We start from the raw sequence: 13,166 nt of genomic DNA, 5'->3' as shown, positions 1-13,166 counted from the left end.
TCGTTATGTGTCTGCAACCCAACGTGCTCGCTCCGGGGTACCGCTGGACAAGCGATCGCTCATCGTGACCGTCCCCGGCCTGCCCTGGTGGGGAGTGATCCTGCTTGCTGCCGGTGTCACCGCCGTCGGCGTACTGATCGATGCAACCGGAGGCGGCGGCGAGCTCACCGCGGTGTTTTCGACGTTCTACTTCCTGGGCTGTCTCTTCGCTGTGGTTGCCGCTTCGAACAAGGCTCTTTTCACCGCGATGGCCCAACCTCCGTTGCTGCTCTTCGCTGCGGTGCCGATCGGGCACACGCTCATCGGCAAGGACAACAGCACCGCACTGCGCGACATCGCGATCAACATCGCGTACCCGTTGGTCAACCGCTTTCCGATCATGTTGGCCGCAACCGTCGTCGTGCTGATAGTCGGCGGTTTCCGGTACTTCCTGCTCAATCAGCGTCCCACCGGGCCTGCGCGCTCGACCCGCTCCCGCCGCTCGGCGACCGCCACTCGAGAATCCTCTGCGGCTGCCACGCGAGAACAATCCGCGCCCGAGACCGGGCGTCGCCGCAGAGTCTCGGACGCGCCCGTCCCCGGGCCCCCGCGTCGCCGCGCCCCCGAGGTGGACGAACAGCCCGCTTACCGAAGCGCTCCCCGGCGCGAACCGATCGAAGACGATCGCCCGCTGCCGCCCCGGAGAAGCCCACTGCCACCCAGGGTCGATCGCACGCACCAACCGCCTACGCGTCGCCCTCAGCCGGACAGCAGACCGACAGCAGACGACGACTACCCGTCGTACGGTCGCCGCCGGGCGCCCGAGCCCAGTCCGTCGCCCAGGCGTGAGGAGCGGATGGAGCCCTTCTTCGCTTCGGGTGACGACGTATCGCCGCCGCTGCCCCCTCGGCGCCGCCCACCCGGAGTCGATCTTCCGGCGTATCCGCCGCCGCGAGTTCGGTACCGCGATCGCGAAGAGCCCTGACAGACGAGCCCAGCAGCAAAAAATGCGGGGCACCTTCCAGATGGAAGGTGCCCCGCATTTTCTTGTTCTAGGACGTGCGCGCTGCTCGCAATTCACGGGGAAGAGCGAACACCAAGGTCTCGTTGGCTGTGGTGACGGGCTGAACGTCGTTGTATCCGTGCTCGGCAAGAAGTTCGATCACGCCGCGCACGAGCACCTCGGGCACTGATGCGCCCGATGTGATGCCGACGGTCTGGACACCCTCGAGCCACGCGAGATCGACCTCACGGGCGTAGTCGACCAGGTACGACGCGGCAGCGCCCGCCCCGAGCGCGACCTCGACCAGGCGAACCGAGTTGGACGAGTTCCGCGAACCCACCACGATCACGAGATCGCACTCGGGAGCCATCGCCTTGACCGCGACCTGACGGTTCTGCGTGGCGTAGCAGATGTCGTCGGACGGCGGGTCCTGCAGATTGGGGAAGCGCTCACGCAGGCGCGCGACAGTCTGCATCGTCTCGTCGACGCTCAGTGTGGTCTGGGAAAGCCAGATGACCTTCGACTCGTCCCGAACCGTGACTGCGTCGACCGAATCCGGACCGTCCACGATCGTGACGTGATCGGGAGCCTCACCTGCGGTGCCCTCGACCTCCTCGTGGCCTTCGTGGCCGATGAGCAGAATGTCGTAATCGTCGCGAGCGAATCGCTTTGCTTCCTGGTGCACCTTCGTGACCAGGGGGCACGTAGCGTCGATCGTGCGCAGGTTCCGCTCGGCAGCCGAGTCGTGGACGGCCGGAGACACACCGTGCGCCGAGAAAACGAGGAGTGATCCTTCCGGAACCTCGTCGGTTTCGTCGACGAAGATCACGCCTTGATCCTCGAGCGTCTCGACGACGTGGCGATTGTGGACGATCTCCTTACGCACGTAGATGGGTGCGCCGTGCTTCTCGAGCGCCTTCTCGACGGTCTCGACCGCGCGGTCGACGCCGGCGCAGTAGCCGCGAGGCTCGGCGAGGAGCACGCGCTTGGCGCTGCCCTTGCGGGTGGACGGCGAATCAGCCGAGTGCGCGATACCGAGATTGAGAGGAACAGCCGAAGACATGTGACCAGCCTACTGGCACCTCGAACGTGAGACACTCCGGCAAACGTGAACACCTCGGTTTCGGGCTCCGATCGAAGGTTCCGAAGTAAACGAGTACGGCCGTCACAGGCAAGTCGGCTACCGATTGTCGGAGCTTTGCGGCAAGCTGTGGGAATGATCCGACCACCGTTCGTGGCGCGCGTTGCCGCGGGACTCGCCGTCACCGCGATGGAAGAGGCAAAGAAGTTGCCCACCACCGCTGTCGCCCTGCCGATGACCGCCGTGAGCCAGATGCTGCAGACAAGCATGCGCGTGCAGCAGTCGATCACCTCGTTGGCGATCAAGGGCGATCAGGCATTTGCACTGATCAACTGGTCTTCCGAGGACGAACAGCCCGAGTGGGCGGTCTTCGACGAGGACGCCGACGCTCCCGCGGACTCGGCGTCTTCCACCGGGTCGACCACCGCTGACACCCCGACCAATGCCGGACGCTTCGCGCTCTACTCGCTCGAGCCGACTGCCCCCATCGAGGAGCCCGCACCCGGCGCCGAGTCCGAATCCGCGGCAGCTACGACGGACGGACCTGCCGAAGAGCCCGAAATCGTCACCGAACTCGACTACCCCAACCTCACACTCGCACAGCTCCGTGCGCGCATCCGGACGCTCAGCATCGACGAGCTGACCGCCGTCCTGGACTACGAGAATGCGACGCTCGCCCGCGCACCGTTCCAGACCATGCTCACCAACCGCATCACCACAGCCAAGGCAAAGTGACTTCCGCAACGCCCCCCGCTTCATCGCAGCGATCGTCCGGCGCCAGCAGCGCTGAACAGCCGTGGCCGGTCCGCACGGTTTCCGCCAAGGTCGCCGGCTGGATCGATCGACTCGGCAGCATCTGGGTCGAAGGTCAGATCACCCAGATCAATGCACGCCCCGGTACCCGAACGGCCTTTCTCGTTCTGCGTGATCCGTCGGCAGACATGTCGCTGTCGATCACATGCTCACCACAGTTGTTGCACAACTCTCCGGTGCCGTTGACCGAGGGCTCGCGTGTCGTGATGTTCGGCAAGCTCTCGTTCTACACCGGACGCGGAACGGTGTCGTTGCGTGTCACCGAGATTCGCGCCGTGGGTATCGGTGAGCTGCTGGCCCGCATCGAGAGACTGCGCGCCTTGCTCGCCGCGGAGGGCTTGTTCGATCCGAGACTCAAACGGCCTCTTCCGTTTCTGCCCGGCACGATCGGCCTGATCACGGGCCGAGCCAGCGCGGCCGAAAAGGATGTCGTCTCGGTCGCCCACCGTCGTTGGCCCGCAGTGGCTATCGCGGTGCGTAACACCGCGGTGCAGGGCCCGACTGCTGTTCCCCAGATCATCGAAGCGCTGAAGGAACTCGACGCCAACCCGGTAGTCGACGTCATCATCCTCGCTCGCGGCGGCGGTAGCGTCGAGGATCTCCTGCCGTTCTCCGACGAGGCGCTGTGCCGCGCCATCGTGGCCTGCACGACGCCGATCGTCAGTGCCATCGGCCACGAGCCGGACAGCCCGCTCAGTGACCACGTCGCCGACCTGCGCGCAGCCACACCCACCGACGCGGCCAAGCGCGTCGTACCCGATGCGGTTGCGGAAGCTGCTCTGGTTGCCGATCTTCGTGACCGCAGCGCTGCGGCACTGCGCAGTTGGGTCAAGCGTGAGTCTCATCTGATCGAACAGTTGCGCACTCGACCGGTCATGGCATCACCGCTGCTCGCGGTGGACCGTCGCGCCGAAGAGGTCGAAAGGCTCCAGGCCGCCGGGCGACGCGATGTAACTCGGTTGATCGACTCCGAGTCCCGAACGATCGAGCATCTGCGCGCCCGGCTCACCACTCTCGGCCCCGCCGCGACGCTGGCCCGCGGGTACGCAGTCGTGCAACGTGTTGTCGCCGACGGCGATCCGGAGGTTCTGCGCTCGGTCGAGGACGCGCCACCCGGAACCCAGATTCGAGTTCGACTTGCAGACGGCGCCGTTCGCGCCGCAGTGATGGGAAGAGAAAAATGAGCAACGCCACCGACACCGACATCAACGAACTCGGCTACGAAGCAGCCCGCGACGAATTGGTGAGCGTCGTGAAGATTCTCGAACAGGGCGGCCTGGACCTCGACGCGTCACTCTCACTGTGGGAGCGAGGCGAAGCGTTGGCCAAGCGCTGTGAAGAGCATTTGGCCGGCGCCAGGGCTCGCGTCGAAAAGGCTCTGGCCGAAGCGGACGAGTAACGTCCGCTCCGACCGGAAATCCTATGGCGTGATCGGCTGCGCTGCGCCGACCTTCTCGGCAAGAATCCGGAACTCGTCCGGCGTCGCCGCGCCCGTGAGCAACAGGCGAACATCCCCGACGTCCGTGACCCAGATCGACTCGACACCCTCGCCGCCGAAGACGTTCCACGTGTCGGCGCCGACGGTCTCGACTCCGGTCGCGAATCGCTGTCCACCGGCAACGTGTGACACCAACGGGAATTCCTCGGCGTTGCTCTGTGTCAGCTGAATGTAGCGACCGCTGGTCGTGATGAATCCCACAGTGCTCGAATCTCCGCCACCGTCGCCGGAGATGATTTTGCGACTGCCGGAGTTCGGGGTCCACCCGTCCGGAACACCGGGATTACGGATGGGAAATCCAAGTTCCTTCGCGTCGTAGTTCAGAGCTGCGTCCACGTCGACGCTCGGGATAGGCCCCTGCGTCGGGCCGCCAGGACTGAATGTGCACTGGCTGGCGATGCCCGCAATGATGATGCAGAACAGCACCAACGGTACGAGAGACCAGACCATGTCTTTGTTGTCTTCGAGAATGCGGGGTTTCTTCGATGCCACACCCCCAGTATCCAGGTACTGCGCAGTAGATACGATTCCCGGTCCCCTTCGAGCGAGACAAAACGTCGCAGCAGCGACCCGACAGCGCACGTAGCCGCTCCCATCTGGGACAATGACGCCTGAAGAAACCACTGCGTCGACACACCCCGTCGACCGCGACCGCGCCAGGAGGCACCGCACATGACGGCCAGCAGCACTCATCGTGAGACCCCGGACCGTAACCTCGCACTCGAATTGGTCCGAGTCACCGAAGCCGGTGCTATGGCTGCCGGCCGCTGGGTAGGCCGCGGCGACAAGGAAGGCGGCGACGGAGCAGCCGTCGACGCTATGCGTCAGCTCGTCTCCTCCGTGTCGATGCGCGGCATCGTCGTCATCGGTGAGGGCGAGAAGGACGAAGCGCCGATGCTGTTCAACGGCGAAGAGGTCGGAAACGGCGACGGCCCCGACTGTGACTTCGCCGTCGACCCGGTCGACGGCACCACCTTGATGTCCAAGGGCATGCCCAACGCGATCTCCGTTCTGGCTGTTGCCGAGCGCGGCGCGATGTTCGATCCGTCGGCCGTGTTCTACATGGAGAAGATCGCTGTCGGACCGGATGCTGCAGATGTCATCGACATCAGCGCACCGATCGCCGAGAACATCAAGCGCGTCGCCAAGGTCAAGAAGGCGTCGGTCTCCGACATCACGATCTGCATCCTGGACCGCCCGCGTCACAACCAGCTGATCCAGGACGTGCGCGACACCGGCGCTCGTATCCGTCTGATCTCCGACGGTGACGTTGCCGGCGCCATCGCCGCAGCGCGTCCCGAGTCCGGCACCGACATGCTCGTCGGCATCGGCGGAACGCCTGAGGGCATCATCGCCGCAGCAGCCATGCGCTGCATGGGTGGATCGCTGCAGGGCAAGCTCGCACCCACCGACGACGAAGAGCGCCAGAAGGCCATCGACGCCGGTCATGATCTCGATCGGATCCTGACCACCGAAGATCTCGTCTCCGGCGAGAACGTATTCTTCTGCGCCACGGGCGTCACCGATGGTGACCTGCTGCGCGGTGTCCGCTACTACGGCGGCGGCGCCAGCACGCAGTCCATCGTGATGCGCAGCAAGTCCGGCACCGTTCGCATGATCGACGCGTACCACCGTCTCGAGAAGCTGCGTGAGTACAGCTCCGTCGACTTCGACGGCGAAGAGGGCGCGGTTCCCCCGACGTTCTGATCGGCTCCGCCCCGTGAGCGGTTAGGGAGTCCCTGCACTCCTTAACCGCTCACGGGGGACGTAGTCCCCTACCCGCCCTCCAAAAGTGGCAATGTGGAGCCATGACGGAGAGCAACGATCAACAGTTCCGAATCGAACACGACACCATGGGCGAAGTTCGGGTGCCCATCGACGCGCTGTGGCGGGCACAGACCCAGCGTGCAGTCGAGAACTTCCCGATCAGCGGGCGCCCACTCGAGCGCACCCAGATCCGCGCAATGGGCTTGCTGAAAGCAGCGTGTGCGCAGGTCAACAAGGACCTCGGACTGCTCGACGCGGACAAGGCCGACGCAATCATCGCCGCCGCGAACGAGATCGCCGAAGGCAAGCACGACGATCAGTTCCCCATCGACGTCTTCCAGACCGGTTCCGGAACCAGCTCGAACATGAACGCCAACGAGGTCATCGCATCCATCGCGAAGGCCGCCGGTGTAGACGTACATCCCAATGATCACGTCAACATGTCGCAGTCCTCCAACGACACCTTCCCCACCGCCACGCACGTCGCAGCTACCGAAGCAGCGGTCACCGATCTTGTTCCGGCACTGGAACATCTGCACGCTGCACTCGCCACGAAGGCGTCCGAGTGGAAGACCGTCGTCAAATCCGGACGCACCCACCTGATGGACGCTGTGCCGGTCACGCTCGGTCAGGAGTTCGGTGGCTACGCACGTCAGATCGAGGCCGGCATCGAGCGCGTCAACGCAACACTCCCCCGCCTCGGCGAGCTGCCGATCGGCGGAACAGCAGTCGGCACCGGTCTCAATGCTCCGGATGGATTCGGCCCCAAAGTTGTTGCCGAGCTGGTCAAATCGACAGGCGTCGACGCGCTGACTCCGGCGAAGAACAGCTTCGAAGCACAGGCCGCGCGTGACGGACTGGTCGAGGCGTCGGGCGCGCTGCGGACCATCGCAGTCTCACTGACGAAGATTGCCAACGACATTCGGTGGATGGGATCGGGCCCGCTGACCGGACTCGGCGAGATCGCACTCCCCGATCTGCAGCCGGGTAGCTCGATCATGCCCGGCAAGGTGAACCCGGTCCTGCCCGAGGCAACCACTCAGGTTGCGGCTCAGGTGATCGGAAACGACGCCGCCATCGCGTGGGGCGGCGCTGCCGGAGCTTTCGAACTCAACGTCTACATCCCGGTCATGGCTCGCAACCTGCTGGAGTCGTTCACCTTGCTGGCCAACGTCTCTCGACTGTTCGCCGACAAGTGTGTCAGCGGACTGGTCGCACACGAGGAGCACCTCAAGACACTCGCCGAATCGTCACCGTCGATCGTGACGCCCCTCAACTCGGCGATCGGTTACGAGGAAGCCGCGGCCGTCGCGAAGCAGGCGCTCAAAGAGAAGAAGACGATCCGCCAAGTCGTCATCGAGCGCGGACTCGTCCCGGACAAGCTGAGCGAGGAAGAACTCGACAAGCGTCTCGACGTTCTGGCGATGGCGAAGGTCAAGGACTGAACAAACAACAGAGTGGCGGTTTCCACTTCGGAAACCGCCACTCTTTTCCCTACACCGTAGTGGTTGCGCGCCACTCGTCGGTGCGATCGGGGCTCGCCTCGGCCAATGCCTTCAACGTCGCTTCTCGATCGAAGTCCTTGCCGTACACCGGAGTTCCCGGCTGCTGACGCCAGGAATCGTCGATCGTTCCCGCATCGACAGGATCGAAGCCCAACTGATTGATCAGATCGAACACGACCTGCTTGTTCGCGTCGTCGTCGCCGGCGATGGGTAGCGCAATGCGCCCCTCTGCACCTTCGGGGAGCCCCTTCTCGAGGAGATGCTTCCACCAGATTCCGTTGAACGCCTTGAATACCGGTACACCCAGGCGCTCCTGCACCCATCCGCTTTCGGTCTGTCCGTCCTCGATGGCCGAGATCAGACCGTCACGCTGTTGCGGGTAGTAGTTGTTGGTCTCGATGACCGGGGCACCGGCGACCGCACCGCTGAGGATCCCCGCCGGTAGATCGACCACGTTCTTCTGCGGGATGCTCACGATGACCAGCTCGGCGCCCTCGGCGGCCTCGGTGCTGCGGACTGCCTTCGCGCCCGTCTCCGCTTCCAGTTCTGCAAGGGTGTCCGGTGTCCGCGAGTTCGAGACGCGCACGTCGTGACCGAGCGCAGCGAGCCTACGTGTGAGCGTGCCACCGATCTGACCGGCTCCGATGATTCCGATGCGCATGACCCTGCTCCTTCGTCGTGTGCAGTGGCGATCGCGCCACCGCTGCATTCGTCAACGACGAGAACGCACCGGGTCATTCCGTACCGACTACTTCAATTCCCGTTGATTCAATCGGTTGACGGATCGAGTTCGAGCCTGATGCGAACACTGACCGGATCGGTCTGCAATCCGCGAAAGGCCGAGGCCGTCAGCGCCGATCTGAACTTCCCCGACGTGAATGTCTTCACCCGCGCCGGGACGTCGTCGTCCGGCATGATCTGGGCCTGTCCGTCCACCCACTCGCCGCGGCGACGGATCCGAACCTTCGGCGTCGCAGAGATATTGGCGCCCCAGCCCCTGTCGATGCCGTGCTGCGCGATGACCCACGCCTCGTCGCCGTCGTAGGTGATCGCAACGGGCACTCGGCGGGCCAGACCGGTTCGGCGTCCAACCGTCTCGATCTCGGTCATCAACGACGGCATCAAGCCGATCCGATTCAATCCGGTGACCAGCGGATTGGCGAAATACTTCCCGACTGCGACTTCGATTCTTCGTTTTCGTGCAACTGACGTCGGTACCGGCATGCCGTTTCCTCTCCTCCGGAGCTGGCGCTCGAAGCAACAGCTCTATACCGCACGATATAACCACTGATCCGGGAGTTTTGCCACCATGAATATCGATCAATACCCACTACCTGCACACAACACTTGACTGTGTCTGTCGGTTACATCTAGTCTCAGATTCGTTCCTATACCGATCGACATACTGGGAGGCAGTGATGAACACACCTCGAGACACCTCGTTGCCATGACCGGCCCGCAGACGCGTTGTCCGATCGCCGCAGCGCGTCGCAAGTGGGGAGTACCAAGAGAACCAGCGGCACCAGATGAATCGAACAGCTCTGCGATTGCATACGATGGCGGGATGGCCGACTCCGATTCCCGCACTCTGATGCTGGTCGGCGCCATCAATGCCTTCCGTGAACACGGGATCGCGACGACCTCGCTCACCGAGATCGTCGAACGCTCGGGAGCTCCCCGCGGGTCGGTGTACCACTACTTTCCCGAAGGCAAAGGACAGCTGGCCGGCGAAGCAGTTGCCTACTTCGGCCGAGGCGTCAGCGCCGCCATCAGTTCGATGATCGCTCAGTCTTCCCCACCGGAGATCATCGACGCGGTTGTCACAATATTTCGAAACAGCTTGGTAGAGAGCGATTTCACCTCCTCCTGTCCGGTCGCAGCCGCGGCGGTGGAGGGCGCGTCGACGCCGGCGGCATTAACTGCTGCGGGCGAATCCTTCACCTCGTGGGAATCGCTTCTCACATCGTTCTTCTGGCAGCAGGGACAGCCGTCCGAGACTGCAGCACAGTGGGCAACCGTCGTGATCGCGTCGATCGAAGGCGCGACTCTGATGGCAAAAGCTCAGCACACCACCGCGCCTCTCGATCGGATCGGCGCGCACCTCAAGGCTCTGGTCTCGGCCCCGAGCTGACCAACCCCTCTACTTCCAACCGCTGCTGCCGTCCGCGCAGGAGCAGAGATGGCGTACAAACATGTCTCACACACTTGCACCGGCGCCCTCGGCGCCTATGATGACCAAGTCCCGTCGATTCACTGCGCTGATCTTCATCTGCCTCGCCGAACTCCTTGTCGTGCTGGACAACACAGTGGTCAACGTCGCACTGCCGACGATGAGCGTCGACCTGTTCGCCAGCGTCAGTGACCTGCAATGGATCGTCGACGCGTACACGTTGACCTTCGCCGGGTTCCTACTCACTTTCGGCCACCTGGGTGACCGCTTCGGACGCCGCCGAGTGATGATCATCGGTCTGATCGGCGTCGGCGCGATGTCGCTCGTCGGCGCTTTGGCTTCCAACCTCGAACAGGTGATCATGGCGCGCGCTGCCATGGGTGTCTTTGCCGCAGCGGTCTTTCCGGCCACCCTGGCCATGATCACGAACATCTTCACCGACGCCAGAGAACGAGCCATCGCCATCGCTGCCTGGACCGCAATGGCCGGCTTCGCGATTGCCATCGGCCCGACGGCAGGCGGTTGGCTTCTCGAGCACTTCTCCTGGCACTCGGTGTTCTGGATGAACGTTCCGGCTGCGTTGCTGGTCATCGTCGGTGTGCTGCTGGTTGTTCCGGAATCGAAGGCGCTTCACGTCGGCCGATTCGATTTCGTCGGAACAATCTTGTCGCTCCTCGGCATCGTCATTCTGGTGTGGACCATCATCGACGCGCCACATCGCGGATGGGTGTCGCCATTCAGCATCACGGGATACCTCTCTGCAACAGTGTTGTTGGCGGCATTCGTCGCATGGGAACTGCGCACCGATGCGCCGATCCTGAACATGAATCTCTTCCGAATCCGGCGGTTTTCATTCCCCGCCTTGGCTATTGCGGTCAGCTACTTCAGCATGTTCGGGTTCTTGTTCCTGATCACGCAGTACTTCCAGGGCGTTCGCGAATACTCGCCACTCGAATTCGGCATCCACTCTTTGCCTTTCGCCGCCGCTGTTGCGGTGGGCGCCCCAGTTGCCACCTTGGCGGCACAGAAACTCGGCACGACCGCAGTGATGGTGTTCGGCCTCCTCGTCCTCAGCGGCGGCATGTTCCTGGCCGGCCAGACGACCGTCGAGACGCCCTACCTCGGACCCGTCGTGATCTCGATGGTTCTCATGGGTCTGGGCCTCGCAATTGTCCAGGGACCGGCTACCGACTCCATAATGTCCTCGGTGCCCCTCGACGAAGCCGGCGCAGGCTCGGCAGTCAACGACACGACGCGGGAACTCGGTGGGACCCTGGGCGTCGCCGTCATCGGCTCGATCGTCGCCTCGTATTACACGTCCAAGGTGGCTCCGATCGTCGACGCCATTCCCGACGCCGTGATGTCGGCACAGGAGAAGGGCTTCGCTCGTGAGTCGGTGCTCAGCGTCATCGAGATCCGCTCGCGCGACATCAGTCCGCTCTTCGAGCAGCAGAAGGACAGTCTGATCTACACGATGAAGACCGCGTGCCTGGAAGGCTTCGCCATCGCGTCGTACTTCACGGTCGGCGCAGCACTGATCACCGCGCTGCTGGTCGCGTTGTTGCTCCCCTGGAAGCCGGTCACAGAAGGCTCCATTCTCGGCAGTCTGGCGACCAAGACCCCGAAGTAGCTACAAGGTTTCCCGATTTGTCCGTATCTCAGCCCGCCGTTCCCCGATACTGGATTGACCGAGTGGTACCGACGACAGCCCTGCTAGGGAGAATCTCGTGTCCATCACCAGTAGAAACAGCTCGCGACTGTCGGCAGCGGCGGTTCCGGTAGTACTGACGGTCGCCCTGCTCGCCGGATGCTCGTCCGATTCAGACACCACCTCAGCGCCCGGGCCGGTCGTCAGCGACGCCAGCCCCGGTCTCGACGCCGGGGTGCCGATCCCGGACGGGCAAATCGACGACGCGGTCGGGAAGCTCGACGGCCTCGCGAACGATCTCATGGCAAGTTCGGGCGTCCCCGGCATGGCTGTGGCCGTGGTGCACGGCGGTAAGACTGTGTATGCAAAGGGATTCGGGGTTCGCGAGTTGGGTAAGAGCGCCACCGTCGATGCCGACACCGTGTTCCAACTGGCATCGGTGTCGAAATCGGTAGGAGCCACGGTGGTCGCCCACGAAGTCGGAATCGGGACCGTCGACTGGGACACTCCGGTGATCTCGAAACTGCCGGGGTTTGCGCTTGGCGATCCGTGGGTGACCGACCACCTCACGATCTCCGATCTCTACACGCATCGGTCGGGATTACCGGACCACGCCGGCGACGGGCTGGAGGACCTGGGCTACAACCGGGCCCAGGTGCTCGAGAAGCTTCGCCAACTACCGCTCAATCCATTCCGAATCACATACGAGTACACGAACTTCGGCGTCACAGCCGGCGCTGAGGCCGTTGCAGCTGCGGCGGGCACCGATTGGGAAACGCTGTCGCAGAACACGATCTACGGCCCGCTCGGTATGACATCGACGTCTTCGCGGTTCGCCGATTACCAGGCCCGAGAAAATCGAACAGTGGGCCACATCCTCGAAGACGGAAAGTACAAGGTAGGGCCGGTTCGGGACGCCGACGCCCAATCCCCCGCCGGTGGAGTCAGCTCCTCGGCGAACGACATGGCCAAGTGGTTGGACATGGTGCTGTCCGGCGGTCAGTATCAGGGGCAGCAGGTCGTTCAGACGGATGCGCTCGTGCCCGCAGTGAACCCGGAGATCGTCTCGCGCCACGCGCAGCAGATCGGGGAACGCTCCGGCTTCTACGGCTACGGGTTCAACGTTTCCGACAGCGCCGCTGGCCGTGTCACCGCCAGCCACTCCGGCGCTTTCCTGGTCGGAGCCGGGACAAATTTCGTGACGATTCCCTCCGCTGACGTCGGCATCGTCGTTCTGACCAACGGCACGCCCACCGGCGTCGCGGAGACCTTGACCGCCGAGTTCGCCGATCTGGTGCAGTTCGGGAAGATCACCCGCGAGTGGCGCCCGCTGTACGAAGCGGCGTTTGCCTCACAAGCCGATCCCGAGGGCGAACTTGCCGGGAAGACACCGCCGACCTCCCCCGCGCCTGCCCCACCGACAAACCAATTGACCGGCGACTACGGCAACCCGTACTGGGGTCCCGCACTCGTGACGCAGCAGAACGGTGCGCTGACCTTGACCATGGGTCCCGCGGCGGTGACGTATCCGCTGACCCACTGGGACGGAAACACCTTCACGTTTCCGCTCAGCGGCGAGAACGCACCGGCCGGGACGGTCTCGAAGGCCACCTTCGACGGAAACTCGCTAACCTTGGAGTACTTCGATCACGATCATCTCGGTACCTTCATCCGGGCAACACCGGCCGAATAATCAGCCAAG

Annotated in this window: 13 protein-coding genes; 9 read left to right on the top strand and 4 right to left on the bottom strand. The window is 63.6% G+C overall.

The window, feature by feature from the left end:
• Nucleotides 1-7: 7 nt before the first annotated feature.
• Nucleotides 8-964 (top strand): DUF6542 domain-containing protein, encoded by a 957-nt coding sequence (locus AC2ETI_RS18560; protein ID WP_029255846.1) that lies wholly within the window; start codon nucleotides 8-10, stop codon nucleotides 962-964.
• A 67-nt stretch (nucleotides 965-1,031) separates the two neighbouring features.
• Here AC2ETI_RS18560 and AC2ETI_RS18555 read toward each other — a convergent pair whose 3' ends face one another.
• A complete protein-coding gene (locus AC2ETI_RS18555; RefSeq protein WP_003945273.1) occupies nucleotides 1,032-2,045 on the bottom strand; it encodes a 4-hydroxy-3-methylbut-2-enyl diphosphate reductase in 1,014 nt (337 codons plus the stop codon).
• 153 nt (nucleotides 2,046-2,198) lie between these two features.
• Here AC2ETI_RS18555 and AC2ETI_RS18550 point away from each other — a divergent pair, with 153 nt between their 5' ends.
• Genes AC2ETI_RS18550 through AC2ETI_RS18540 form a run of 3 tightly spaced genes read left to right on the top strand, consistent with a single transcriptional unit; the run spans nucleotide 2,199 to nucleotide 4,275 of the window.
• Complete coding sequence (locus AC2ETI_RS18550) at nucleotides 2,199-2,798, top strand: lipid droplet-associated protein (protein WP_113683167.1); 600 nt, start codon at nucleotides 2,199-2,201, stop codon at nucleotides 2,796-2,798.
• Entirely contained in the window at nucleotides 2,795-4,060 is a 1,266-nt protein-coding gene (xseA, locus tag AC2ETI_RS18545; protein ID WP_003945258.1) for an exodeoxyribonuclease VII large subunit, read from the top strand. Before AC2ETI_RS18550 ends, xseA begins: the two co-directional genes overlap by 4 nt.
• Nucleotides 4,057-4,275, top strand: a complete 219-nt coding sequence (locus AC2ETI_RS18540; RefSeq protein WP_003945276.1) for an exodeoxyribonuclease VII small subunit — start codon at nucleotides 4,057-4,059, stop codon at nucleotides 4,273-4,275. Before xseA ends, AC2ETI_RS18540 begins: the two co-directional genes overlap by 4 nt.
• A gap of 21 nt (nucleotides 4,276-4,296) precedes the next feature.
• Here AC2ETI_RS18540 and AC2ETI_RS18535 read toward each other — a convergent pair whose 3' ends face one another.
• Nucleotides 4,297-4,866 (bottom strand): DUF4245 domain-containing protein, encoded by a 570-nt coding sequence (locus AC2ETI_RS18535; RefSeq protein ID WP_029255848.1) that lies wholly within the window; start codon nucleotides 4,864-4,866, stop codon nucleotides 4,297-4,299.
• A gap of 180 nt (nucleotides 4,867-5,046) precedes the next feature.
• Between AC2ETI_RS18535 and glpX the strand changes: the two genes are divergently transcribed.
• Both glpX and AC2ETI_RS18525 read left to right on the top strand, forming a co-directional pair.
• The gene (gene glpX / locus AC2ETI_RS18530; RefSeq protein WP_019744581.1) at nucleotides 5,047-6,081 is read left to right on the top strand and encodes a class II fructose-bisphosphatase; all 1,035 of its coding nucleotides are present in this window, start codon (nucleotides 5,047-5,049) and stop codon (nucleotides 6,079-6,081) included.
• Nucleotides 6,082-6,182: 101 nt separating this feature from the next.
• Nucleotides 6,183-7,586 carry a class II fumarate hydratase gene (locus AC2ETI_RS18525; protein ID WP_019744582.1) on the top strand — a complete coding sequence of 468 codons (1,404 nt, stop codon included), beginning with the start codon at nucleotides 6,183-6,185 and terminating at the stop codon, nucleotides 7,584-7,586.
• A 49-nt stretch (nucleotides 7,587-7,635) separates the two neighbouring features.
• On the opposite strand, the gene AC2ETI_RS18520 is transcribed toward AC2ETI_RS18525, so the two are convergent.
• Together AC2ETI_RS18520 and AC2ETI_RS18515 are read right to left on the bottom strand one after the other, a co-directional pair.
• Nucleotides 7,636-8,355: an NADPH-dependent F420 reductase gene (locus tag AC2ETI_RS18520; protein ID WP_019744583.1), complete on the bottom strand. Its 720-nt coding sequence runs from the start codon at nucleotides 8,353-8,355 to the stop codon at nucleotides 7,636-7,638.
• Between the two features lie 59 nt (nucleotides 8,356-8,414).
• Complete coding sequence (locus AC2ETI_RS18515; RefSeq protein WP_021332755.1) at nucleotides 8,415-8,870, bottom strand: nitroreductase family deazaflavin-dependent oxidoreductase; 456 nt, start codon at nucleotides 8,868-8,870, stop codon at nucleotides 8,415-8,417.
• A gap of 340 nt (nucleotides 8,871-9,210) precedes the next feature.
• On the opposite strand from AC2ETI_RS18515, the gene AC2ETI_RS18510 reads away from it, so the two are divergent.
• The 3 genes from AC2ETI_RS18510 (at nucleotide 9,211) to AC2ETI_RS18500 (ending at nucleotide 13,157) form a co-directional block, all read left to right on the top strand.
• Nucleotides 9,211-9,777 carry a TetR/AcrR family transcriptional regulator gene (locus AC2ETI_RS18510; RefSeq protein WP_003945239.1) on the top strand — a complete coding sequence of 189 codons (567 nt, stop codon included), beginning with the start codon at nucleotides 9,211-9,213 and terminating at the stop codon, nucleotides 9,775-9,777.
• Nucleotides 9,778-9,874: 97 nt separating this feature from the next.
• On the top strand, nucleotides 9,875-11,446 hold the full coding sequence (locus AC2ETI_RS18505) for an MFS transporter (RefSeq protein ID WP_020970254.1): 1,572 nt from the start codon (nucleotides 9,875-9,877) through the stop codon (nucleotides 11,444-11,446).
• Nucleotides 11,447-11,543: 97 nt separating this feature from the next.
• Nucleotides 11,544-13,157 (top strand): serine hydrolase, encoded by a 1,614-nt coding sequence (locus tag AC2ETI_RS18500; protein ID WP_264613115.1) that lies wholly within the window; start codon nucleotides 11,544-11,546, stop codon nucleotides 13,155-13,157.
• Nucleotides 13,158-13,166: the final 9 nt, after the last annotated feature.

It is taken from the genome of Rhodococcus sp. MurmanLake-1 (assembly GCF_056945715.1).
This window is presented reverse-complemented; position numbering and strand designations above follow the sequence as displayed.

Coding starts and splice junctions, on each gene's coding strand:
- AC2ETI_RS18550 (WP_113683167.1), top strand. CDS start 2,199: ATGATCCGACCACCGTTCGTGGCGCGCGTTGCCGCGGGACTCGCCGTC.
- AC2ETI_RS18520 (WP_019744583.1), bottom strand. CDS start 8,355: ATGCAGCGGTGGCGCGATCGCCACTGCACACGACGAAGGAGCAGGGTC.
- AC2ETI_RS18525 (WP_019744582.1), top strand. CDS start 6,183: ATGACGGAGAGCAACGATCAACAGTTCCGAATCGAACACGACACCATG.
- AC2ETI_RS18555 (WP_003945273.1), bottom strand. CDS start 2,045: ATGTCTTCGGCTGTTCCTCTCAATCTCGGTATCGCGCACTCGGCTGAT.
- glpX (WP_019744581.1), top strand. CDS start 5,047: ATGACGGCCAGCAGCACTCATCGTGAGACCCCGGACCGTAACCTCGCA.
- AC2ETI_RS18505 (WP_020970254.1), top strand. CDS start 9,875: ATGATGACCAAGTCCCGTCGATTCACTGCGCTGATCTTCATCTGCCTC.
- AC2ETI_RS18540 (WP_003945276.1), top strand. CDS start 4,057: ATGAGCAACGCCACCGACACCGACATCAACGAACTCGGCTACGAAGCA.
- AC2ETI_RS18515 (WP_021332755.1), bottom strand. CDS start 8,870: ATGCCGGTACCGACGTCAGTTGCACGAAAACGAAGAATCGAAGTCGCA.
- AC2ETI_RS18510 (WP_003945239.1), top strand. CDS start 9,211: ATGGCCGACTCCGATTCCCGCACTCTGATGCTGGTCGGCGCCATCAAT.